Genomic DNA, 23,042 nt, shown 5'->3' with positions numbered 1-23,042 from the left:
CACAGTCGGTTCAGGCGTGGTCACGCCCCGCTGCCGCCTCCGCGTCGCTTGCGCGGCGGTGCGATGTGGACCGGCAGGCCGAGTCCGGCCAGCGCCGCCTCCATACCGATCTCGCCGAGTGTGGGGTGGGCGTGGATGGTGCCCGCGAGTTCGTCCAGGGTGGCCTCGATCGAGATCGCCAGTGCGCCTTCGGTGATCAGGTCACTGGCCGACGGGCCGATGATGTGCACGCCGAGCACCTCGTTGTGGCGCTGTCCGGCAACGATTTTCAGCATGCCCTCGGTCTCGCCGAAGGTCTTGGCCCGGCCCAGCGCCGCGAACGGGAAGGAGGCGGTGATGATCTCGTGTCCCGCCGCGCGCGCCGCCTCCTCGGTCAGCCCGACGCTCGCGATCTCCGGATGGGTGAAGGTGGCGGCCGGAATGACCGCGTAGTCGATGTGCGTCTCGTATCCGGCGACGGCATCGGCGGCGGTCAGCCCCTGATGCGAGGCGACGTGCGCGAGCAGCGCCTTGCCGGTGACGTCACCGATCGCGTAGACGTGCGGCACACCGGTGCGCATCTGATCGTCGACGGGGATGAAACCCCGTGCGTCGGTGTCGATTCCGGCCCTGTCCAGATCCAGCGCAGCGGTATTGGGACGACGCCCCACCCCGACGAGCACCACATCCGCGTCGACCTCCCGCGCCTGCGGCCCGCCGACCGTGACGCGCAGCGCGTCACCCGCCTCGCTGATCCCGGTGACCGTGGATCCGGTCAGCACGGTGATGCCGCGCTTGCCGAACGAACGACCCAGCGCGGACCCGATCGCACTGTCCTCCAACGGAACCAGCCGATCCTGCATCTCCACAACGGTCACCTCGGCCCCGAAGGCGTGGAACAGGCTCGCCCATTCCGCACCCACCGCGCTACCGCCGATCACGACGATCCGCCGGGGCACCTCGGTCAATCCGAACGCGCCGTCCGAGGTGATCACCCCGGGCAGATCCGCGCCCGGCGCCGGCAGCACCGCGGGCACCGAACCGGTCGCGACGATGACATCCGTCGCGCTGATCTCCCGGACCGCCGCCGCGCCCGGGGCGGCCGCATAGCGCGGGCCACCGGGGAAGATCGGCGAGCCACCGGCCTCGAAGACCTGCACCGTGGTCGCCCCGGTGAACCGCGCGTGACCCTCGATCACGGTGACCCCGTTGGCTTTCAGCAGCCCGGCGACACCGTCGGTGAGCTCCTTGACGATCCCGTCCTTGCGCTGCCGCACCGCGGCGAAGTCGAACCGGACGTCATCGGCATACACGCCGAAATCGGCTGCGGCACTGACGGTCTGGAACACCTCGGCGGACCGCAACATGGCCTTGGTGGGGATGCAACCCCAGTTCAGACAGACCCCGCCGGGTCGCTCCTTCTCCACCAGCCCGACATTCAGGCCGCGCTGCGCCGCCCGGATGGCGGCCACATAGCCACCCGGACCGCCACCGATCACCAGCAGATCGAATTCCGGCACTCGTGGTGCTCCTCGTCTCGAACGAATACGACCGCACCCGGATGTGGCGCGAGTCATCCCCGTCGAGTGTCGTCGCCACTCGCAGCACAAACAATGCACCGCAAGCCCAGGAATCGCGCATCAGAATTGGGCGCAGCGCCCAATCGTGGTGAGCGTTACCGGGGGTCGTTCAGCCCGAGCGCGGCGAGCGCGAGCGAAAGCTCGAACGCTGCACGCTGATCCTCGAGCGGCCGCCCGAGCAGCCCGGAGATCCGTTGCAAACGGTTGATCACGGTGTTGCGGTGACAGTGCAGTCGCGGCGCGGCATTGGCGGCGGAACGGTTCTCCGCCAACCAGATCGACAGGGTCCGCAGCAGGATGTCGCGTTCCTTGTCGGGCAGTTCCAGCACCGGGCCGAGGGTGTGGGTGAGCAGCAGATCGGTCAGGTCGGGGGAGCGGACCAGCAGCGCCTCGGGATAGCGCTGCTCGAGCGACACCAAACCCGTTGCGCCGCCGGGCAATGTCTGGAGCGCGATGAGCGCCAGCGCGTGCGCGGAATCCACCTGGGCGAGTCCGGGGACCGCGGGCGAGGCCCCGGCCCGTCCCCGCACCTGCGGCCGAAGCTGTTGCAGCACAACCTCATCGGTGCGATGTTCGAGGGAGACGATCCCGATGGTGGTGTCCACCCGGTCGTGCCACACCGATCGGATACCCGAGGCCGCCAGCGCCGTTTCGGTGCCCGCCCGCAGCGGTCGTCCGGCCCCGCGCGCCGCGACCACCAGATATGCCCCCTGCGCAGGCAGATTCAGCTCCCGCGCGGCGCGGGCGGCGAAGGCGGCATCGTGCGCCCGGCCCGAGAGCAGATCCTCGATCAGCGCGTGCCGCCGCCGCTCGTCCCGCCGCACCTGTTCGAGTTCGGTATTGCGATAGGAGGTCACCAGCGCCGAGGACAGTCCGTCCACCACCGCCCACATCGCCGTGCCGGACTCCCGGATCTCCTGCGGCCCAACACTTCCCGCCTTGTCCAGCAGGGCCTCCCAGACGATGCCGCCACCCAGTCGGAAGGTGCGCAGCATCGCCTCCATCGGCACCCCCTGTTCGGCGCGATGCCGTCCGATCGCCGCGGCCACATCGTCGGTCTCCGGGTCGCCGCTCGCGCCGTCGAGCAGGTCCAGGATCCGGGTCAGATAGCGGCGGCAGCCCTCGCGCAGGTCCGCGCGCGGCACCGAGGTGTAGTCGGTCCATTCGGGGTTGTCGGTGAAGATCGCCGCGAGCAGCCGCCGTGTCATCGCCGGGATCTCGGCCCGGCACGCCTGGGCCAGGGTGCGGGTCCCGGGAGTCGAAAGGGCAGGTTGCGGCGATGCCATGGCCAGCACGGTACGCCGGATCGGCTCAGCTCAGCGCGAGTGCCAGGAAGAAATCGACCCGGTCCTCGAGCCGGGACAGGTCGCGGCCGGTCAATTCCTCGATCCGGGCGATGCGATAGCGCAGCGTATTGACGTGCAGATGCAGGAGTTCGGCGCTGCGCGTCCACGAGCCGTTGGTCTGCAGGAACACCCGCAGGGTGTGCGCGAGATCCGCGCCGTTGTCCTGGTCGTAGCTGGTCAGCGGGTCCAGCAGCCGCAGCCGGAACATGCGGCGCACCTCGTCCGGGACGCCGGCCAGCAGCATCATGTGGGTGGCCAGTTCGTCGTGGCCGACCAGGGCGCTCGCGCGGTCGCGTCCGGCGGCCATCCGCCGGGCGTACCGGGCCTCCTCGACCGCACCGCGCAAACCCTCGCCGTCGACGATCCCGCTGACTCCGACCGACAGCCGCACCTCACCCAGACCCGGTTCCAGAGTGCCCAGCGCGGAACCGATCTCGGCGAACGCGGTGTCGTCGGCGGGAATCAGCGCGATCGCCTCGCCGTCCACCAGACCGGTCGCAGGTGTTCTGCCGTAGAGGATTTCGCGCAGCAGAGCTCGTAACTCCCTGGGCCGCAGCACATCCTCGGCCGCCGCGGCCACCGCGACGTAGCTGTCGGTCACCCCGAGCCCGGTCAGCTCCAACCGCGAGATGATCTCGGCCGGTTTGGCATCGGAGACGATCAACTGCACCAGTTCCTCGGCCAGCCGCCCCTCGGCGCGCTGCCGGTCGTCGCCGCGCACTCGTTCGAGGGAGACGATCGCCGCGAGTTCCCCGGCCAGCGCGCGCCGCTGCTCGGGCCAGTCCGAACAGTCCGAATCGAAGACCAGCAGCCAGTCCGTGACCCGGGAGGTGCCGAATTCGTCCACCGCGAACAGCGAATACGGCCGCGGTTCGGTACGCACCACATGCGGCAGTCGCCGCGCGGACAGGAATTCGGTGACCGTCCGCGCGGGCGGCGGCTGATCCGGCCCGGCCACGACGCGGCCGGTCGTGGTCATCACCCAGCAGCGCATATCCAGATCGCGTTCGATCAGCTCGAGCACCGAACCCAGGCCGGTCCCGGCGACGAGCTGCCGATGCCGGTCCAGAATCGCGGTCAGATCCGCCGCGCGACCGGTCGACAGGATCCGGGTGATCCGCTCGGTGACGGTCGCGAACGCCACTCGCTCATCCACCCGGAACAGCGGAATCCGGTACTTGCGACACGCCCGCACCACATCCTCGGGCGGGGCCCCGTAACGGGCGTCGCCGGTGGCCAGCGCCGCGGCTTTGGAGCGGGCCAGCGCCGCGACGAAGGTCTCGCTGTCCTGCGGCCCGCTGTGCCACTGCATACCGGTCAGCACCAGTTCACCGCCCGACAGGTAGCGGCTGGGATCGGGCAGATCCTGGGTGACGACCCAGCGCACGAACCGGTCGAGCTCCTCTTCCCCCGTGACGAGTTCGAGCCCCAGATCCGTCATGGCGAGCAGGGAACGTAGACGCATGATTCCGGACGCTAACAGCCGTCGTGCCCGGTTGTCGCCGGTTCGGCGGCACTGGTGACCTCGCCGTAACGCGGCCGTCATCGCCTTTGGAGATAAGTACGAACGACCCCTTGCGAAGCGCCGCACAGTTCGGAGTTCCGGTCGTGGCCCGGCGATGGCCCGGGCGGGTGTACTGACAGCACACGTTTTCACGCGATGGAGGTCAGATGACGGTGCAGCGGTGCGCACCCGGAAATTCCGGGGGGATATGATGGAATTCCTGCGACCCGGGAATTGGGCCGAGGCACTCGAATTGCGGGCCGCCTTTCCCGACGCGCTCCCGATTCAGGGCGGCACGGATGTGATGGTCGAATTGAATTTCGACAAGGGGCGTCCGGCCGCACTGCTGGATCTGAATCCGTGTGCCGAATTGCGGCATATCGAGGAAATCGACGGTCGACTGCGTGTCGGGTCCGGTGTTCCGTACGTGCGGATCATCCGTGAGCTGGGCACACGGGTGCCCGGACTGGCGCAGGCGGCCCGCACGGTGGGGTCGCCGCAGATCCGCAATCGCGGGTCCGTCGGCGGTAATCTCGGCGCCGCGTCGCCGGCCGGGGACAGCCATCCCACGCTGCTCGCCGCGAATGCGGTGATCGAGGTCGAATCGGCCGCGCGCGGTGCCCGGATGATCCCGATCGACGATTTCTACGTGTGGGTCAAGAAGAATTCCCTCGAACCCGATGAATTGATTCGCGCGATCCGGCTCGAACCCGATTCCGGTCCGCAGTATTTCTCGAAGGTGGGCACGCGCAATGCCATGGTGATCGCGGTGTGTTCCTTCGCGATCGCATTACGTCCCGGAACACGTTCGGCGGGAACGGGAATCGGTTCCTCGGGGCCCACGCCGCTGCGGGCCCGGGCGGCCGAGGAATTCCTCGCCCAGGAACTGCCCTGGGGCGATCCGGTCCCGCTGTCCGAGACGCTCACCCGTGAATTCGGCGCGTTGGTCGCGGCCGCGGCGAAACCCATCGACGATGTGCGCGGCACCGCCGATTATCGGACGCACGCGCTGTCCGTCATGGCGCGCCGCACCCTCGCCTGGGCCTGGAACGATCTGGTCGAAGACCGGCGGGCGGCCTGATGCGAGTGGAGTCGTCGCGTGGGGGTCGACGTGAATATACCCACCGGCACGCGGAAACCGCCGTGCCGACGACGTGCTGGAGGTCGATCAGATGCGGGTGAGTGTGCGGGTCAACGGTGTGCAGCAGACCGTGGACGAGGTCTGGGAGGGGGAGAGCCTGCTCTACATGTTGCGCGAGCGGATGGGGTTGCCGGGTTCCAAGAACGCCTGCGAACAAGGCGAATGTGGTTCCTGCACAGTCTATCTGGACGGCGTTCCGGCCTGTTCCTGCCTGGTCGCGGCCGGGCAGGCGCACGGACGTTCGGTGCGTACGGTCGAGGGTCTGGCCGCCGCCGACCGACTCGACCCGGTGCAACGGGCATTCGTGGAATCCGGTGCGGTGCAATGCGGATTCTGCACGCCGGGCCTGATCGTGCAGGCGCACGACCTGATCGAGCGGAATCCGGAGCCGACCGATGCCGAGATACGTGAGGCGCTGGCCGGAAACCTGTGCCGCTGTACGGGTTACGAGAAGATCCTCGACGCGGTCCGGGTGGCCGCCCGGCGAAAGGCCGCGACGCGATGAGTAGAGTAGCGCAAGCTGATCCGGCGGCACACCTGTCTGCGGGCCGCCGGATCATCATCGAAAACGCTTATCTCGCACCGGTTGTCGGCGCGGAGATCGCGAATGGATACCTGACGGTCGAGAACGGGCGGATCACCGCGCTCGGCAGCGGCCCCGCGCCGCTGGCCGAGAACGCCGAACGTATCGACGCCACAGGCTGTCTGGTCACTCCGGGGCTGGTGAACACCCATCATCACCTGTACCAGTGGGCCACCCAGGGGATGTTCCAGGACGCGACCTTGTTCGAATGGCTGACCGGGCTGTACCGCACCTGGGCGCACATCGACGCCGACATCACCTACGGCGCGGCCGCGGCGGGACTGGGCTGGCTGGCCCTGGGCGGCACCACCACCTCCACCGATCACCACTACGTATTCCCTTCGGGCCGTGGGGATCTGTTCGAGGCCGAGGTGCGCGCGGCGGCCGAGGTGGGTCTGCGATTCCATCCCTGCCGGGGTTCGATGGACCGCGGCCGGTCCGCGGGCGGTCTGCCCCCGGACGAGGTGGTGGAGACGATCGATCGCATCCTGGACGACACCGCCGCGACCATCGACAAGTACCACGACCCGTCCTTCGATTCGATGCTGCGGGTGGCCGTCGCACCCTGTTCGCCCTTCTCGGTGACCGAGACGCTCATGCGGGAATCCGCGATTCTGGCCCGCGACAAGGGCGTTCGCCTGCACACCCATCTGGCCGAGACGCTGGATGAGGAACAGCACTGCCGCGAACAGATGGGCTGCACCCCGGTCGAATACATGGAACAGCTCGGCTGGCTGGGCCCGGACGTCTGGTTCGCCCACGCGGTTCACCTGCACGACAACGATATTCGACGTTTCGCGGAGACCGGTTCCGGCACCGCGCACTGCCCGAGCTCCAATGCCCGGCTCGGCGCGGGTATCGCCCGCGTGCGGGATCTGCTGGCCGCAGGTGCGCCGGTCGGGCTGGGGGTGGACGGGGCCGCTTCGTCGGAACTGACCTCGATGGCCGGAGAAATGCGGCAGGCCATGCTGTTTCAGCGCGCGGTGCACGGACCGACGGCCCTGACCGCGCGGCAGGCACTGGAGATCGGCACGCTGGGCGGAGCCCGGAATCTGGGTCGTCACACCGAGATCGGCAGTCTGGAACCGGGCAAACTGGCCGATATCGCGATCTGGCGGGTCGACGGATTCCGTTCGGCCGTCATCGATCCGGTGTGCGCGTTGGTATTCGGTCCCACACCGCCGCTGGCCCGCCTGCTGGTGGGCGGACGGACAGTGGTCGAGAACGACGAATTACCTACCGTCCCACAGGATGTCATCGCCGCCGCCGGGGCATCGGCTCGCGAACGGTTGCTGAGTGAGGAGTCCCGATGACCCGCGCCACCCGCTTCCCCGCCGACGTCGCCGCCCCCGGCAACGCCGGTGTCGGCGGCAGCCCGCTGCGCCCCGACGGAACCCTGAAGGTCAAGGGCGAGTTCGCCTATGCCTCGGATCTGTGGATCGACGGCATGCTGTGGGGTACGACCCTGCGCAGCCCGCACCCGCGCGCCCGCATCCTGCGTCTGGACACCGCCGCCGCGCTGGCGCTACCGGGCGTGCACGCCGTGCTCACGCACCACGACGTGCCCGGCCGCAAGATGTACGGCCTGGACCACACCTGGGACCAGCCCGTCCTGGCCATCGACGAGGTCCGCCACCACGGCGAGCCGATCGCGCTGGTCGCCGCCGATCATCCCGAGATCGCCCGCCGCGCCATGGCATTGATCGATATCGAGTGGGAGGTGCTCGAGCCGATCACGGATCCCGTTGCGGTGGTGGATGATCCGGAGGCGCATCGGGTGCAGGAGCGCGGCGGCATCGCGCGGCACCAGCCGGTCCGGGTCGGCGACATCGCGGTCGGGCGCGCGCTGGCCGATGTGGTGATCTCGGAGAAATACGAGGTCGGCATCCAGGATCAGGCATTTCTCGGACCCGAATCGGGCCTGGTCGTCCCCGCCGACGACGGCCGGCTCGAGTTCTACGTCGCCACCCAGTGGATGCACAACGACCTGTCCCAGATCGGCCCGTGCCTGGGCCTGCCGGAGGACCGGATCCGGATGACCATGGCCGGGATCGGCGGCGCGTTCGGCGGTCGCGAGGACCTGTCGATGCAGATCCACGCCGGTATGCTCGCGATGCGCACGGGCAGGCCGGTCAAGATGGTGTACAACCGCGAGGAATCCTTCTTCGGCCACGTCCATCGGCATCCCGCGCACCTCTGGTACGAGTACGGCGCGACCCGCGCGGGCAAGCTCACCTATGCGAAGGTGCGGATCGTTCTCGACGGCGGGGCGTACACCTCCGCGACATTGAACGTCACCGGCAACGCATCCTCACTTGCCCTGGGCCCCTACGAATTCCCGCATCTCGAGGTCGACGCCTACGGCGTCTACACCAACAACCCGCCGTGCGGTGCGATGCGCGGATTCGGCGCGGTACAAGCCTGTTTCGCGCACGAATCGATGATGGACAAGCTCGCCGACGCGCTCGGCATGGACCGGGTACGCGTGCGGCAGATCAACGCCGTCTCCCAGGGTTCCACCCTCGCCACCGGGCAGGTGCTGCACGCGCCGACCCCGCTGGCACAGATGCTGGAACAGCTGAAAGATATGCCGCTGCCCCAGGATTCGGACTTCTCGGATATCCGAAACCTGCCCGGCGGCGCCTCACAGACCACACACGGCGAGGGTGTGGTCCGCGGTATCGGCTACGGCGTGGGCATCAAGAACATCTGCTTCTCCGAAGGTTACGACGACCTGTCCACCGCACGGGTGCGGCTGGAAGTCATTGCGGGAGAACCGGTCGCGCTGGTGCACACGGCCGCCGCCGAGGTGGGTCAGGGCCTGGTCACGGTGGAGGCGCAGATCGCCCGCACGGAACTGGGCGTCGAGCAGGTCACCATCGCTCCGGCCGACAACGCGGTCGGGGATTCGGGATCGTCCTCGGCCTCGCGTCAGACCTACATGACCGGTGGCGCGGTGAAGACCGCCTGTGAGGCGGTTCGCGCCCGAGTGCTGGAAATGGCCGCGGCCCAGGGTATTTCCGGTGCGGCGGCGCTGGTGGGCGGCAAGATCGTCGCCGCGACCGGTGAGGTACTCGCGGCGCTGGTCGACGTACTCGATGAGGGGTTCGTCGAAGAGACCCGCGAATACCATCACCGGCCCACCACCGGTATGGATCCGCTGACCGGACAGGGCAACAGCCACACCCAGCTGGCCGTCTGTGTGCATCGCGCTGTGGTCGACGTGGACACCGAACTCGGGTTGGTGAAAGTCGTTGCGCTGGACGCGGTTCAGGATGTCGGCCGGATCATGAACCGGCTGTCGCTGGAAGGTCAGATCCACGGCGGATCCGTACAGGGTCTGGGTCTGGCGGTCATGGAGGAAATCCGGGTAACCAACGGAAAGGTGCGCAATCCCTCGTTCACCGACTATCTCATTCCCACGATTCTGGACACTCCCACACAGGGATTGGCCATTCTGGAGAACCCCGACCCGCACGCCCCCTACGGGTTGCGCGGCGCGGGTGAGCCACCCACTCTCTCGTCCACCCCCGCGGTCGTCTCGGCGATTCGCGATGCCTGCCGGACAGCGGGCGGGACGGGGAACCTGATCCGGGTTCCGGTCCGTCCCGAGGACATTCTTCGAAGCTGTTGACCCACAACCGCATTCCGAACTACAGGTCCGATGACGGCCGGACCGGAGGTCGGCGTATTCGTTCAGGCCCGAGGAGGGCACGCCATGACCGAGGTACAGACCCGTACTTCTCCCGCTGCCATCGCCGCGCGATCGGTACTCGACCGGATCTTCCGGTTGGGTGCGCGCGGCAGCACCGTGACCCGTGAAATCCGCGGCGGCATCACCACATTCGTGGCGATGGCCTACGTGATCCTGCTGGTGCCGCTGATACTCGGCGGCGCCACCGATATCGACGGAAAGCATCTGAGCATCGCCCAACTCACCACGGCCACAGCATTTTCCGCCGGATTGTCCACGGTGTTGATGGGCCTGGTGGGGAACGTCCCGCTGGCGCTGGCCGCCGGCCTGGGCGTGGTGCCGGTGGTCGCTTTCCAGGCCGCGCCGCACATGACCTGGCCGCAGACCATGGGCCTGGTGCTGCTGATGGGTGTGATCATCGTGATCCTGGCCGCGACCGGGCTGCGCACCATGATCATCAACGCGATCCCGCTGGCGTTGAAGAACGCGATCGGCGTCGGGATCGGCATGTTCATCGCGATGATCGGCCTGGTCTCGGCCGGTGTGGTCGGGCACGGTTCGGCCTCGGGGCCGCCGGTGAGCCTCGGTCCCGACGGGCACCTCCAGGGCTGGCCCGTGGTGGTGTTCGGGGTCGGACTGCTGCTGATGATCGCGCTCTACATCCGCAAGGTGCCCGGTGCGATCCTGATCAGTATCGCGGCCGCCACGGTACTGGCCGTGGTGATCAACGCGGTCGCCACGATCGCGCCTGCGTCGTGGGGGACCGTGGTGCCGAAGATGCCGTCGCGCTTGTTCGCCGTGCCGGATTTCGGCCTGATGCTGCACGTCGACCCGTTCGGCGGTTTCGCCCGAGCCGGTGCGCTGACCGCGGGCGTCGTCCTGTTCACCCTGGTGCTCACCGGCTTCTTCGACGCCATGGGAACGGTTTTCGGGGTCTGCGACGAGGCCGGGTTGCTGGATGCCCAGGGCGCCATGCCCGCACTGGGCCGGGTGCTGACCGTGGACGGCCTCGCCCAGATCATCGGCGGCGCGAGCGGCGGTGCGGGCAGTACCGTCTACGTGGAGTCCGCGACCGGTGTCGGTGAGGGTGCGCGCACCGGTCTGACCAGCCTGGTGAGTGGCGGATTGTTCTGTCTGGCAATCTTTTTCACCCCGATCGCCGGGGTGGTGCCGATTCAGGCGGCCGCGCCCGCGCTGGTGCTGGTCGGGGCGTTGATGATGACGCAGGCACGCAAGATCGACTGGGCCGATATGGAGGTCGCGGTACCGGCCTTCCTGACCATCGTCGCGATGCCGTTCACCTATTCGATCACCAATGGTGTTGGTGCGGGCCTGATCTCGTACACGGTGATCAAGGCCGCGCGGGGTCGCTTCCGCGAAATCCATTGGCTGGTCTGGGTGGTGAGCGCGGTCTTCGCCTGTTACTTCGCCGTCTCCGGTATCGAAGTTCTGTTGAGAGGGTTCTGATCATGCGCGAGCTGACCGAGCAGATCCTGCGATGGCAAGCTGCGGGAACGCGATTCGCGGTGGCGAGCATCATCGGCGTCACCGGCAGCGCACCCCGTCCGGTCGGTGCGGCGATGGCGGTCGACGAGTACGGCACGGTCGTGGGATCGATCTCCGGCGGCTGCGTCGAGGGCGCGGTCTACGAGCTGTGTCGGGAGGCGTTGGAAACCGGTGTGCCACAGCGGGAAACGTTCGGCTACAGCGATTCCGACGCCTTCGCGGTCGGATTGACCTGCGGCGGGGTGCTGGAAGTATTCGTGCACCCGGTCGGCTCGCGCGATCACGACGCACTGTCCGCGGCTCTGCGAGCGGACGGCCCGGCCGCACTCGTTCGGGATATGTCTTCGGGGGAGACACTCGCGGTCGGGCCGGACTGGGTTGCACCGTCGGAAGTCATCGGGAGTGATCGAAACTTGTTGTCGAACAGTGTGATCGAACCCGACCCTGCGGTGGTGGCCCATGCGCGAGCGATGCTCGATCAGGGCGCGACAGGCGTCCATGTGATCGGCTGCGGCACAAGAGAAGTCACGGTATTCGTGGAGTTATCCGTCCCACCGCCGCGCATGATCATCTTCGGTGCCATCGATTTCGCCGCCGCAGTGGCCCGGATCGGAAAATTCCTGGGCTACCACGTCACCGTGTGCGACGCGCGCCCACTGTTCGCCACCCCGGCCCGATTCCCCGATGCCGACGAGGTCGTGGTCGACTGGCCGCATCGCTATCTACAAGGCACACAGGTGGATTCGCGCACGGTGATCTGCGTGCTCACCCACGACGCCAAATTCGACATCCCGGTTCTCGAGGTCGCACTACGCCGCCGGGTCGCCTACGTGGGCGCGATGGGCTCCCGCCGCACCCACCGCGACCGCACCACCCGCCTGCGCACGGCAGGTCTCACCGAATCCGAACTGTCTCAACTACATTCCCCGATGGGCCTGGACCTCGGCGGCCACACCCCCGAGGAAACCGCCATCGCCGTCGCCGCCGAGATCGTCGCGATCCGCCACGGCGGTTCCGGCCGCCAACTGCGCACCACAGACACCGCGATCCACCACCCGGCCCCCGGCCACACCCTGAGCCCGCCCCCGATGGAATCCGCCGGAAACATCCTGATCGACAACTGATTCCGTCCAACAGCCGTTACTGCGGCCGCGCCATCCACGCCGCGACCTGCGCCCGCGACGAGAAGTCGAGCTTGCCGAGAATGTTCTCGATATGCCGGTCCACCGTGCGCGGCGACACCACGAGCCGCTGCGCGATCTGCCGATTGCTCAGCCCCTGCGCGACGAGTTCGGCTACCTGCCGTTCGCGCACGGTCAGTACATCTTCCCGCACGGATTCGGTTGTCTCGGTGAAACTTTCGAGCGTACGGACGATCACTTGGTCGTGATCGAGCCCTTCGCCGCGCATCCGTTCGGCACGCTGAATCGCCTCGGGCAGGGCCGCGGCGGTGGCCCGTTCGCACGTCTCGTGCGGTGTCGCCAGGTAGGGCCCGAATGCCGTGATCGAGGTGCCGATCCGCCGCCATTCGGATCCGATCGCGCCCAGCAGCCACGCCGCGCGCCGGAACTCGTTGCGGGCGGCGGATATCCACGCGAGCAGTTCCAGCATCAGGGTGGTGGCGACGCGATCGTTGAACGCGGTCTGGATCTCCAGCGCGGCACAGGTCGAGGCGACCGCCGCGTCGTACTCGCCGTGCATGTGCTGGTTGAAACCCAGCGACCACAGCGCCAGCGATTTGCTCCACTGCTCGCCGCGCGCGTCGGCCAGGGCGATCGCCTGCCGCGCGGTCTCCTGCGCGGCATCGGTACCCGCGTGCGCCTGGGACATGGCCAGCTGGAACAGGCTGAACCGGGTGAGATCGTCGTCGTCGGGAAAATCGGCGAGGACGCGCTCATGGGTTTGGATGGCCTGCGCGAGATGGCCGCGGAACATCGCGGAGGTCGCGCCCAGACTGCTTGCCCACGCGATGACGCGCCGGTCGTCCACGGCCGCGGCCCGCGCCACGCATTCCGCCAACGCCCGGTCGGCCTGATCATGATCCCCTTGCAGCAGCATCACCCAGGCCGCCGCCCACAGCGCCGGAATCCGTTCGGGCAGGTCCGGGCTACCGCAGCGCAACGCCCGCTCGGTCCACTGCCGTCCGTCGGCGAGGAAACCGTCGGCGCACCAGTGGTAGCGCAGCGCGGTGACCAGCGACAACGCCTTGGGTGCGGCATCGGGTTCGTTGGTGGCCCAGTCCAGCGCCGCGCGCAGATTGCCGTGCTCGGTCCGCAATTCGGCCAGCCCGGCCGCCTGACCAGGCCCGTTCCAGGTTTCGGCGCTGCGTTCGGCGAGCGCGAGGTAGTAGTCGCAATGCCGCTCGCACCGGGCCTCGGTCTCGCCCAGTTCGGTCAGCCGGTGCCAGCCGTACTCCCGGATCGTCTCCAGCATCCGGTACCGGGGCGGCCCGTCGGTCGAGGCGAACACCAGGATCGACTGGGTGATCAGGTGATCGATCAGATCCAGAATCCGGCCGCGCGGCAGATCGGGGCCGCTGCACACGCTCTCGGCCGCGGCCAGGGTGAATTCACCGGCGAACACCGACAGCCGCGCCCACAACAGTCGTTCCGCCGGACGGCTCAGCCCGTAACTCCAGTCGATCAGCGCGCGCAGGGTGCGTTGTCGCGGCACCGTCGCGCGGGCGTCGAAATCCAGCAGCGTGAACCGGTCGTCGAGGCGTTCCAGCAGCCCGGACATCGTCAGCGACCGCAGCCGCGACGCCGCGAGTTCGATGGCCAGCGGGATGCCGTCCAGCCGGTGGCACACGCGCGCGACCGCTTCCATCTCGCCTTCGCTCACCGTGAATTCCGGACGCACCGCCCGCGCCCGCTCCAGCAGCAGCGTCGGCGCTTCGAACGCGGCCAGCGCCGTCGGCGTGATCGTCGTGCCCGAGGCGGGGAGCGACAGCGGCTGCACCGGGTACACGTGTTCGCCGACGATCCGGAGCGCTTCCCGGCTGGTGGCCAGGATCCGCAGTTCGGCACACGATCTGAGCAGGTGTTCGCACAGCGCGCCCGAACTGTCGACCAGATGTTCGCAGTTGTCCAGCACGAGCAACGCGTCCAGGCCCGCGAGATGGTCGACGAGCTGGCTCTCGGCGCTCCGGTTCGACATATCGATGATCCCGAGGCTGGTCATCACCGCCCCGGCCACCAGTTCCGCATCGCTGACCCGGGCCAGATCCACCAGCCACACCCCGTCCGGAAACGGCTGCACGGCCGCGACCTCGGTGGCCAGCCGCGTTTTGCCGACCCCGCCCACGCCGGTGAGGGTGACCAGTCGTGCGGTCGTGAGTAGCTTGCGGACTTCGCGGATATCGCGTTCCCGTCCGACGAAGCTGGTGATCGCGTGCGGCACGTTGCCGACCACGCGACCGGTCCTGCGCCTGATCACGAGACCAATCTAATCGCGCCGACCGGCCGAACTCCCCGGTAGCGAATAACGAGTTGATGCGAAAGTCCGTCGCGCGGACGTGCGGGGGCCGCGAAGATGGGTAATTCCACGGATGTCGCTCCGTCGGTGCGCTAGACCAGAATTACAGGGGCAAGCGAAAGAAGTGCCAGCCCACCTACAGGGGAGCGTTCACCGCAGGACGACCTCACCGGCACGGAACCGGTTTGCGGCCCCGCGGCGTACGACGAAGTGCTGCCGATCCGAGCAGTGCCGCTCGACGGGGCGACGATCTCGTGCGGCCAACCGAAACCGGATCACCGATGACCTCTGTACAACCCCTCGCCTACGGCTATCTCCGTAGCGATCTACTCCGCGACCGCGACCCGAACTCGGTCGAACAGCGACTCCGCACCGCCGCCGCCACCCTCGGCTACGCCCTGGGCACCATCTTCTACGAACCCCTCCCCGACAGCGGCACCCTCCCACCGGCCTTCGTAGAACTCGTCCACGAATGCCGCCGCACCGAAGCCCACACCGTCCTGACCCTGCACGGCCACCTCTCCGGCATGTCCGTGTGCTGCAAGGTCCTCGAGGCCATCCTCGGCGGGCACACCGGCGCCACGATCCAGGAGATAGAACCGGACGAGTAGTTCGCGGTGCGTCGTCCGTCTCTGGCCGAGTTGTCTCGGACCGTCCACTCGGCGAATCTCCGCACGCTTCAACCGGATGCGTGCGTGTCGATATCGGTCAGACGGAAAGTGTTGCCCAGCAAGGGATTTCCTTGTGTATGGTGTCGGATTCCCAGTTATGCAAGCTGATTCGCGGTGGGCTGCGGAGGAAGTCCGGATTGCCCGCACGGCCGCACTCGGATGCTCCGACCCGGCGGGTGGATGGTGCGGTGCGTGAATTCGTGTTGCTGCGGAGGCCGTGATCACGCGTGTAGTGGTTCTTCGGTGGCTCGGCGTTGGGAGTGGATGAGATCGGTGACGCGATCGAGTTGGGTGGCGAACGAGTCCGGGCTGATGGCGGCGATGCGGATCAGGATATGGTTCGCGCCTGCTCGGATGTATTGATTCAGTTGGGCTGCAACCTGTTTCGAGGATCCGGTGATCATCACCTGGATTTTTCCGACCTGGTCCAGGGGCATGCGGTAGGTTGTTTCGGCGTAGGAGCTCAGGGCTGCGCGACCTCGGGTGAGGTTGTCATCGATGTTGACGGTGGCGAAAAGTGCTGGGGTGATCGCGGTTTCGTCGCGGCCCGCGGATCTGGCCGTATTCCGGATCGTGGTGAGTCCGGATTCGTACTCGGAGACTTCGGGGGGATAGGGGAGCCAGCCGTCGTAGAGGTGGGCGGTGCGGCGAAGGGCGGCGGGGGTGGCACCGGCGAGCCAGATCGGAGGGCCGCCCGGGCGGTGGGGGAGGGGGACTTCCGGGAGCCAGTCGTACTGAAAGACCTTGCCGTGGAATGGATTCGAGTTGCCGGACCACAGCTGACGCCACAGGCGGACCGTATCGTCGAGGTGGGAGAAGCGGGTTCGGAACCGCACACCGGACAGGTCGAACTCCGGTTCGCTGATGCCGGGGAATCCGGCTCCCACGCCCAAAACGAGACGCCCCCGCGAGAGCAGATCCAGCGAGCTCAGAGTCAGCGCGGCGTGGACCGGATTGCGGTAGGCGGGGATCAGGGCGGCGGTGCCGAGGGTGATGCGGTCGGTGGCCGTGGCGGCGGCCGCGAGCAGCGTCAGCGGTTCGACGCGGGCGCGGAGCAGGGAATCGCCCACCCACGCCGAATCGAAACCGCGCTGCTCGGCGGCCACCACCAGATCCACCAGCGCCCGCGCCGAACCTCCGGCCGCGAGCTGGGCCACCCCGGCGGGTAGCAGCAATCCGTATCGAATGTCGTTCACCACTTCAGGATTCGCCGCGCGACGGGCGCCCGACAATTCCCTCCGGGGTATGAACGACACCCGGCCTAGCGGGCTGTGCGGGGCGCCCCGATACCCGGATCGATCCGCACCGGCCCCGCCGCGGTCGGCGTGATCGGGAAATCGAAGATCGCCGTCGGAACATAAACGGTGGCACAGGAATTCGGAATATCCACCACCCCGGAGAAGCGCCCCTCGATCGGCGCCGCACCGAGCAGCAGATAAGCCTGCTCACGGCTGTACCCGAAGTTGGTCAGGTAGTCGATCGCGTGCAAGCACGCACGCTCGAAAGCCAACTGGGAGTCCAGGTATCGCTGTTCACCGTCGAGCGTGACCGAGGTCCCGGAGAACGCCAGCCACTCGGAGTACACCGGACCCTCGTTACCGGGCATGAACACCGCGTTCTCGGTGACCCCGTACAGTTGCATGCCGTTCTTGATCAGATCGACCCGCAGATCGATGAACCCGCCCATCTCGATCGCACCGCAGAAGGTGATCTCCCCGTCGCCCTGCGAGAAGTGCAGATCGCCGACCGACAGCTTCGCCCCGTCCACGAAGACGGGATAGAACACGCGACTGCCGCGCGTGAGGTTCTTGATGTCCTGATTACCGCCGTTCTCCCGGGGCGGTGCGGTGCGCGCGGCCTCGGCGGCCACCCGATCGAACTCCGCGCCGGTCAACGATCCCAGGATCGCGTCGCGGGGTTCGGGCGGCAGCGCCAGCGGTGGCACCCGCTCCGGATCGGTGGCGATCAACGCGGCTTCCCGGGCGTTCCAGGTGCTCAGCAGACCGGCCGAGGGTGCGGTGCCCATCAGCCCCGGGTGCATGATCCCGGTGAATTTCACCCCGGGCACGTGCCGCGAGGTCGTGGTGTGCCCGCTGAAATCCCAGATCGCCTTGTACGCGTCGGGGAAGTGTTCGGTGAGGAATCCACCCCCGTTGTCGGTGGCGAAGATCCCGGTGTACCCCCACCCCTGCCCGGCCAGCGGACCCGAATCCTCTTGTGGCACAGGGCCGATGTCGAGGATGTCGACGATCAGCAGATCCCCGGGTTCGGCTCCCTCGATCGCGAACGGCCCGGACAGGCAGTGCACGGTGCTCAGCGGCGCGTTGCGCACGTCGTCGGCGGAATCGTCGTTGTGGATGGCCCCGTCGAACCATTCGCGCACGTGCACGCGGAACTCGTCGCCGGGCCGCACGGTCACCGCCGCCGGAATATCAGGATGCCACCGGTTGTGGCCGACGAACTTCTGGTCGGTGAACCGCTTGGATGAATCCAGCGGGTACAGCAACTCGGGCATGGGAGACCTCTCTTCGGCGTCGGAGTCAGTAGCGGGGGAGCTTGCGGTGCAAGGGATTTCGGGTCACCCGCGCGCCCCGGCGCGGCGGTGGCGCGCTCACCGTCGGTGGTTCGGAGGCCGTGCGGGCGGTGGCGTCGAGCAGGCGCGTGGCCGCCGACCCGGACCGCAGCAGCCCGCCGCCGCAGACCCGTCGCCGAGCCTGCCGCCGGCACACCGGGCACGGCGCGGAGTCGGGCACCTCGGTCATGCGATGCCACCGATCGAAGCCGCCGCAGACGGGACAGGTGAATTCGTAGCTGGGCATCGGCGACCTCCGACCGACCGGCAGCGCCGTAATCGGTTTCATTTGAGTATATTTCGTACGGCCACAATCGAAGGCGGCCCATGTCGCGACCACGAAACCGGGCGGTTAAGCCGCTGTTACGAGACTTCGGCCGTGTTTCCCGGCTATTAATTTTCATATGAATTATAGTCAATTGAAAATATCGACTATAGCGTCTGTCCTCACCGAGCCCGTGCAGCCAACGGCCTCGACTGCGAGGAGAACGACATGACGACACAACCGACGCCGTCCGCGACGCCCTCCCGATGGCGTCGCTTCCAGGATTGGGCAGCTCGCGACGACATCGAGGACTATTCGCTGCGATACGCGCCGAAGTCCTTCCGCCGCTGGAGTCCGATGGCGTGCGCGGTCACCGCCCTCGGCGGCATCGCCTACCTGGCCGACTACTCCATCGGCGCGTCGATCGCCGTGAGCCACGGCGCCTCCAGCGCCGTGATCGCGATCCTGGTCGCCGCCGCCACGATCTTCCTGACCGGCATCCCGATCGCCTACTACGCCGCCAAGTACAACCTGGACATGGACCTGCTGACCCGCGGCGCCGGATTCGGCTACTTCGGATCGACGCTGACCAGCATCATCTACGCCAGCTTCTGCTTCATCTTCTTCGCCCTCGAGGGATCGATCATGGCGCAGGCGATGAAACTGGCGTTCCACATCCCACTGCCGATCGGCTATGTGATCGGCTCACTGCTGATCATTCCGCTGGTGCTGTACGGGATGTCGGCGCTGGCGAAGTTCCAGGTGTGGACGCAGCCGCTGTGGCTGATCCTGTTCGCGGCGCCGCTGGTGATGATCGCGATCGGCGATCCGTCCGGATTCGACGGCTTCCTGTCCTGGGCTGGTGACGGCGGCAGTGCGCGGGTGACCGCGATCGGCGTCGGCGCGGGCGCCGGTGTCGCGCTGTCGCTGATCGCGCAGATCGGTGAGCAGGTCGACTATCTGCGATTCATGCCCGAGAAGTCCGAGACGCCCAAGCTGCGCTGGTGGTCCGCGGTGCTGGCGGCCGGGCCGGGCTGGGTGATTCTCGGTGCGGCCAAACAGATCTGCGGGGCCTTCCTGGCCTTCTACATCGCCGGACAGGTCGGTTTCACCCGGGCCACCGAGCCGATCGAGCAGTTCCTGGGCAGCTACGGGTCGCTGATCCACAGTCACGCGGCGGCGTTGGCCATCGCGACGGTGATGGTGCTGCTGTCGCAGATCAAGATCAACGTGACCAACGCGTACTCCGGATCGCTGTCCTGGTCCAACTTCTTCAGCCGGGTGCTGCACATCCATCCCGGCCGCGTGGTGTGGCTGGCGCTGCACATCGCGATCGCGCTGGCGTTGATGCTGGGCAATATGTTCACCCTGCTCAACACGATTCTCGGGTTCTACTCCAATGTCGCGATCGCCTGGGTGGGCGCGATCGTCGCCGATCTGGTGATCAACAAGGGCATCCTGAAGATCAGCCCGCCGTACATCGAGTTCAAACGGGCCTATCTGTATCCGATCAATCCGGTCGGATTCGGCTCCATGATCGCCGGATCGGTGCTGTCGATCCTCGCGTACTTCGGGGTGTTCGGCAGTCTGCTCGCGGCGTGGTCGCCGTATCTGGCACTGGCCGTGGCGGTGGTGCTGACGCCGATCATCGCGATCGCCACGCGCGGCAAATACTATCTGGCACGGCCTAATCCGCTGCGCGAGGAGATCGAGAAGGAACCGCTGTGGGCCGGGCAGACCCTGCTCGACATCGTCGACGGCAAGCGGTACGAACTGCCGGATATGGTGCACGACTGCCCATTCCACGGCGGCACGGTGTCCTCGCTGACCTGCACGCTCACCAAGGACTGCGAGGAGCAGTGCCAGTCGCCGTCCTACGCGGACTCGGTGGTGGCGCAGGATCTGGGTCTGCGAGCCGCACCCGCGCGTGACTGAACCTGTATGAAACTTCGCGGGGCCGAACATGATTCGGCCCCGAAGGAGGTGATCTCTCAGGAGGTGAGTTCGGCGTGCACGGTGAAGTCCAGCCGATCGACCCCGGCCAGATAGACCGGCTGGGTGGTGTGCACGCCGCGGACCCGGACCTCCCCGCGCGGGCCGTGATAGGCCGCGCCCGACGCGGTGCGTTCGATCGCGCGCAGATCCAGGCTGCGGGCCTGTTCGGCCAGCGAGGCGAACAACAGCAGTCCCTCGTAACAGGATTCGCCGATATTGTTCAACGCCGGAGCCAGCGCCCCGAAGTGCTCGGTGTACCGGGCCCCGAATTCCATTCCCGCCTGGGACACCACACTCTCGAAATAGCCACAGGCGGTGAACAATCCGCGCGTACTGTCCGCGCCGCCGGCGTACAGGACGTCCTCGCCGATCATCATGCCGAGCCGGATCCGGTGCTCGTCCAGCCCGGCCGCGGCGAACGCCCGGTTGAACGCGGCGCAGTCCGCGCCCACCAGGAACAGCAGAACGCCCTGTGCCGCAGAGGATCCGATCAGTTCGAGCGCGGTGGTGAAATCGCGTCCGTCCAGCGGGACGAAGCTCGCGCCGACCACTTCCATATCCGAATCCGCGCTGAATTCCACTGTCGCCCTGGCTGTTTCGCGCGGCCAGATGTAGTCGTTGCCGACGATGTACCAGCGCTTGATACCGAATTCGGCGCGCATCCAGCGCAGCGCGGGGAACAGCTGCTGATCGGGCGTCTCGCCGACCATGTACACCCCGTCGGAATCCTCGCCGCCCTCGTAGAAAGTGGTGTACACGTAGGGAATTCGACCGGCGGTGAGCGGGGTGATCACCTTGCGGGCATTGGACAGATGCCAGCCCACGACACCGTCGATCAGGCCCGCGCCGATTATCCGGTCCATCCGCGCGGTCAGCTCCGGCAGCGGCGCGGCGGCGTCGATCGGATGCAGTCGCACCGGCTGGTCCAGAATGCCGCCCGCGGCATTGATATCCGCGATCGCGAGTTCGGCGGACGCCTCGCAGGACGGCCCGAACATGCCCGCCGGGCCGCTCAGCGGCACCGCCAGCGCGAGATTCACCGTCATGGCAACCACCACCGTAATACTTGCAACTGAAAATGACTCATACGGCGCTGTATAGTGCTGATTGTGGACGATAGTACCGCTCTCGGAGCGCTGGACGAGCTCGCCCGATTGCTGCGGGGGGTATCGCAGGAGCTGGACAAGACTGTCGCCACCTGCCTCGGCGAGGGTTCACCCGCGCGCTGGCACGTGCTCAACGCGGTCGCCGACGGCCAGGGCCGTTCGATGTCCCAACTGGCCGAAGCCACCCAACTCAATGCCGCCACGCTCACCCGCCTGATCGACGCCATGATCGCCGACAATCTGGTGAACCGCAACGTCGACGCCGCCGATCGCCGCCGCGTGCTGGTCCACGCGACCCGGCGCGGCCAGCTGACCCACAAGGTGATGAACCAGGCGCTGTCCGAGGGCGGCGTCTCCGCCATCGCCGCCGACAGTGCGCCGATCACCGAACTGCTCACCGCGTTATCGGAGCGGATCCGGGTGAGCGATCCGGTGGCACTGTAGCGCCGCGATCGCGGTGGCACTTCCGTTGTCGCCGTGGCACTTTCGCACGGAAATGCCTTCGTTACACAGCGGACACCGCGTTGCCTCGCGTACGCGGGATGATTCCTCCGATGACATTCGGTGAAGTGCGCCGGAAGCAGCGGAAGGGCGACTCTCATGCGGCACGGAGATATCGGCTCGAGTCCCGACACGGTCGGCGTCGCGGTGGTCAACTACAAGATTCCCCGGCTGCACACCCAGGCCGACGTGCTCGAGAATGCCGAGAAGATCGCCGATATGGTGGTGGGCATCAAGAGCGGCCTGCCCGGTATGGATCTCATCGTATTCCCGGAGTATTCGACGATGGGAATCATGTACGACCGCGACGAAATGTACGCCACCGCGACGACCGTGCCCGGGGCGGAAACGGAGATATTCGCCGCCGCGTGCCGGAAGGCCGAGACCTGGGGTGTCTTCTCGCTGACGGGTGAGCGGCACGAGGAGCATCCGGGCAAGGCGCCCTACAACACCCTCGTCCTCATCGACGACGAGGGCCGGATCGTGCAGAAGTACCGGAAGGTGTTGCCCTGGAATCCGATCGAGGGCTGGTATCCCGGCGGGGAGACCTACGTCAGCGATGGTCCGAAGGGGATGAAAATTTCACTGATCGTGTGCGACGACGGGAATTACCCGGAGATCTGGCGCGACTGTGCGATGAAAGGCGCCGAGCTGATCGTGCGCTGCCAGGGCTACATGTATCCCGCGAAGGATCAGCAGGTATTGATGGCCAAGGCGATGGCGTGGGCGAACAACTGCTATGTGGCGGTGGCGAACTGCGCCGGATTCGACGGCGTCTACACCTATTTCGGCCATTCGTCGATCATCGGTTTCGACGGACGCACGCTCGGTGAGACCGGCACCGAGGAATACGGGATCCAATACGCGCAATTGTCGATTCCGGAAATCCGTGCCGCGCGCCGATACGATCAGGCGCAGAATCATCTGTTCAAACTGCTGCATCGCGGCTATACCGGGGTATCGAATTCCGGCGACGGCGACAAGGGGATCGCCGATTGTCCGTTCGATTTCTACAAGACTTGGGTCAATGACGCGAAGAAGGCGCAGGAGCAGGTCGAGGCGATCACCCGGGACACGATCGGTGTCGCCGAATGTCCGGTGTACGACCTGCCGCACGAATAGCGG

The 23,042-nt window shown here is 67.1% G+C and carries 18 protein-coding genes; 10 read left to right on the top strand and 8 right to left on the bottom strand.

The window, feature by feature from the left end:
• Positions 1-20: 20 nt before the first annotated feature.
• From lpdA to NRB20_RS18330, 3 genes are all read right to left on the bottom strand, one after another.
• Positions 21-1,499 (bottom strand): dihydrolipoyl dehydrogenase, encoded by a 1,479-nt coding sequence (gene lpdA / locus NRB20_RS18340; RefSeq protein ID WP_319945073.1) that lies wholly within the window; start codon positions 1,497-1,499, stop codon positions 21-23.
• A gap of 155 nt (positions 1,500-1,654) precedes the next feature.
• Entirely contained in the window at positions 1,655-2,845 is a 1,191-nt protein-coding gene (locus NRB20_RS18335) for a PucR family transcriptional regulator (protein WP_153411350.1), read from the bottom strand.
• A 25-nt stretch (positions 2,846-2,870) separates the two neighbouring features.
• Positions 2,871-4,370: a PucR family transcriptional regulator gene (locus NRB20_RS18330; protein ID WP_153411349.1), complete on the bottom strand. Its 1,500-nt coding sequence runs from the start codon at positions 4,368-4,370 to the stop codon at positions 2,871-2,873.
• 220 nt (positions 4,371-4,590) lie between these two features.
• Between NRB20_RS18330 and NRB20_RS18325 the strand changes: the two genes are divergently transcribed.
• The 6 genes from NRB20_RS18325 (at position 4,591) to NRB20_RS18300 (ending at position 12,457) form a co-directional block, all read left to right on the top strand.
• Positions 4,591-5,490, top strand: a complete 900-nt coding sequence (locus NRB20_RS18325; RefSeq protein WP_319945072.1) for an FAD binding domain-containing protein — start codon at positions 4,591-4,593, stop codon at positions 5,488-5,490.
• A 73-nt stretch (positions 5,491-5,563) separates the two neighbouring features.
• Entirely contained in the window at positions 5,564-6,055 is a 492-nt protein-coding gene (locus tag NRB20_RS18320) for a (2Fe-2S)-binding protein (protein WP_319945071.1), read from the top strand.
• On the top strand, positions 6,052-7,446 hold the full coding sequence (locus NRB20_RS18315; protein WP_153411346.1) for an 8-oxoguanine deaminase: 1,395 nt from the start codon (positions 6,052-6,054) through the stop codon (positions 7,444-7,446). Before NRB20_RS18320 ends, NRB20_RS18315 begins: the two co-directional genes overlap by 4 nt.
• Positions 7,443-9,767 carry a molybdopterin cofactor-binding domain-containing protein gene (locus NRB20_RS18310; RefSeq protein WP_194289913.1) on the top strand — a complete coding sequence of 775 codons (2,325 nt, stop codon included), beginning with the start codon at positions 7,443-7,445 and terminating at the stop codon, positions 9,765-9,767. Before NRB20_RS18315 ends, NRB20_RS18310 begins: the two co-directional genes overlap by 4 nt.
• An 84-nt stretch (positions 9,768-9,851) precedes the next feature.
• Positions 9,852-11,294, top strand: a complete 1,443-nt coding sequence (locus tag NRB20_RS18305; RefSeq protein ID WP_153411345.1) for an NCS2 family permease — start codon at positions 9,852-9,854, stop codon at positions 11,292-11,294.
• A 2-nt stretch (positions 11,295-11,296) separates the two neighbouring features.
• Positions 11,297-12,457, top strand: coding sequence for an XdhC family protein (locus NRB20_RS18300; protein ID WP_153411344.1), 1,161 nt, complete (start codon positions 11,297-11,299; stop codon positions 12,455-12,457).
• Between the two features lie 16 nt (positions 12,458-12,473).
• Here the strand turns inward: NRB20_RS18300 and NRB20_RS39310 are convergent, their stop codons facing one another.
• On the bottom strand, positions 12,474-14,768 hold the full coding sequence (locus tag NRB20_RS39310) for an ATP-binding protein (RefSeq protein WP_319945070.1): 2,295 nt from the start codon (positions 14,766-14,768) through the stop codon (positions 12,474-12,476).
• A 320-nt stretch (positions 14,769-15,088) separates the two neighbouring features.
• Here NRB20_RS39310 and NRB20_RS18290 point away from each other — a divergent pair, with 320 nt between their 5' ends.
• Positions 15,089-15,418, top strand: a complete 330-nt coding sequence (locus NRB20_RS18290; protein ID WP_153411343.1) for a hypothetical protein — start codon at positions 15,089-15,091, stop codon at positions 15,416-15,418.
• A gap of 281 nt (positions 15,419-15,699) precedes the next feature.
• On the opposite strand, the gene NRB20_RS18285 is transcribed toward NRB20_RS18290, so the two are convergent.
• The 3 genes from NRB20_RS18285 to NRB20_RS18275 all read right to left on the bottom strand — a co-directional run bounded on the left by NRB20_RS18285 (position 15,700) and on the right by NRB20_RS18275 (position 18,297).
• Positions 15,700-16,674, bottom strand: a complete 975-nt coding sequence (locus NRB20_RS18285; RefSeq protein ID WP_319945069.1) for an LLM class flavin-dependent oxidoreductase — start codon at positions 16,672-16,674, stop codon at positions 15,700-15,702.
• 65 nt (positions 16,675-16,739) lie between these two features.
• Positions 16,740-17,993: a formamidase gene (gene fmdA, locus NRB20_RS18280; protein WP_153411342.1), complete on the bottom strand. Its 1,254-nt coding sequence runs from the start codon at positions 17,991-17,993 to the stop codon at positions 16,740-16,742.
• Positions 17,994-18,018: 25 nt separating this feature from the next.
• On the bottom strand, positions 18,019-18,297 hold the full coding sequence (locus tag NRB20_RS18275) for an FmdB family zinc ribbon protein (RefSeq protein WP_153411341.1): 279 nt from the start codon (positions 18,295-18,297) through the stop codon (positions 18,019-18,021).
• Between the two features lie 246 nt (positions 18,298-18,543).
• Here NRB20_RS18275 and NRB20_RS18270 point away from each other — a divergent pair, with 246 nt between their 5' ends.
• Entirely contained in the window at positions 18,544-20,250 is a 1,707-nt protein-coding gene (locus NRB20_RS18270) for a purine-cytosine permease family protein (RefSeq protein ID WP_153411340.1), read from the top strand.
• 56 nt (positions 20,251-20,306) lie between these two features.
• Here NRB20_RS18270 and NRB20_RS18265 read toward each other — a convergent pair whose 3' ends face one another.
• Positions 20,307-21,356 (bottom strand): substrate-binding domain-containing protein, encoded by a 1,050-nt coding sequence (locus tag NRB20_RS18265; protein WP_153411339.1) that lies wholly within the window; start codon positions 21,354-21,356, stop codon positions 20,307-20,309.
• Positions 21,357-21,419: 63 nt separating this feature from the next.
• On the opposite strand from NRB20_RS18265, the gene NRB20_RS18260 reads away from it, so the two are divergent.
• Positions 21,420-21,860 carry a MarR family winged helix-turn-helix transcriptional regulator gene (locus NRB20_RS18260; protein ID WP_194289912.1) on the top strand — a complete coding sequence of 147 codons (441 nt, stop codon included), beginning with the start codon at positions 21,420-21,422 and terminating at the stop codon, positions 21,858-21,860.
• A 156-nt stretch (positions 21,861-22,016) separates the two neighbouring features.
• A complete protein-coding gene (locus NRB20_RS18255; protein WP_153411337.1) occupies positions 22,017-23,039 on the top strand; it encodes an aliphatic amidase in 1,023 nt (340 codons plus the stop codon).
• Positions 23,040-23,042: the final 3 nt, after the last annotated feature.

The sequence above is a fragment of the Nocardia macrotermitis genome, from assembly GCF_009604405.1.
In the GTDB taxonomy this organism is placed as follows: domain Bacteria; phylum Actinomycetota; class Actinomycetes; order Mycobacteriales; family Mycobacteriaceae; genus Nocardia; species Nocardia macrotermitis.
Note: the sequence above shows the minus strand (reverse complement) of the source record. Positions and strands in the feature narration are given on the sequence as shown.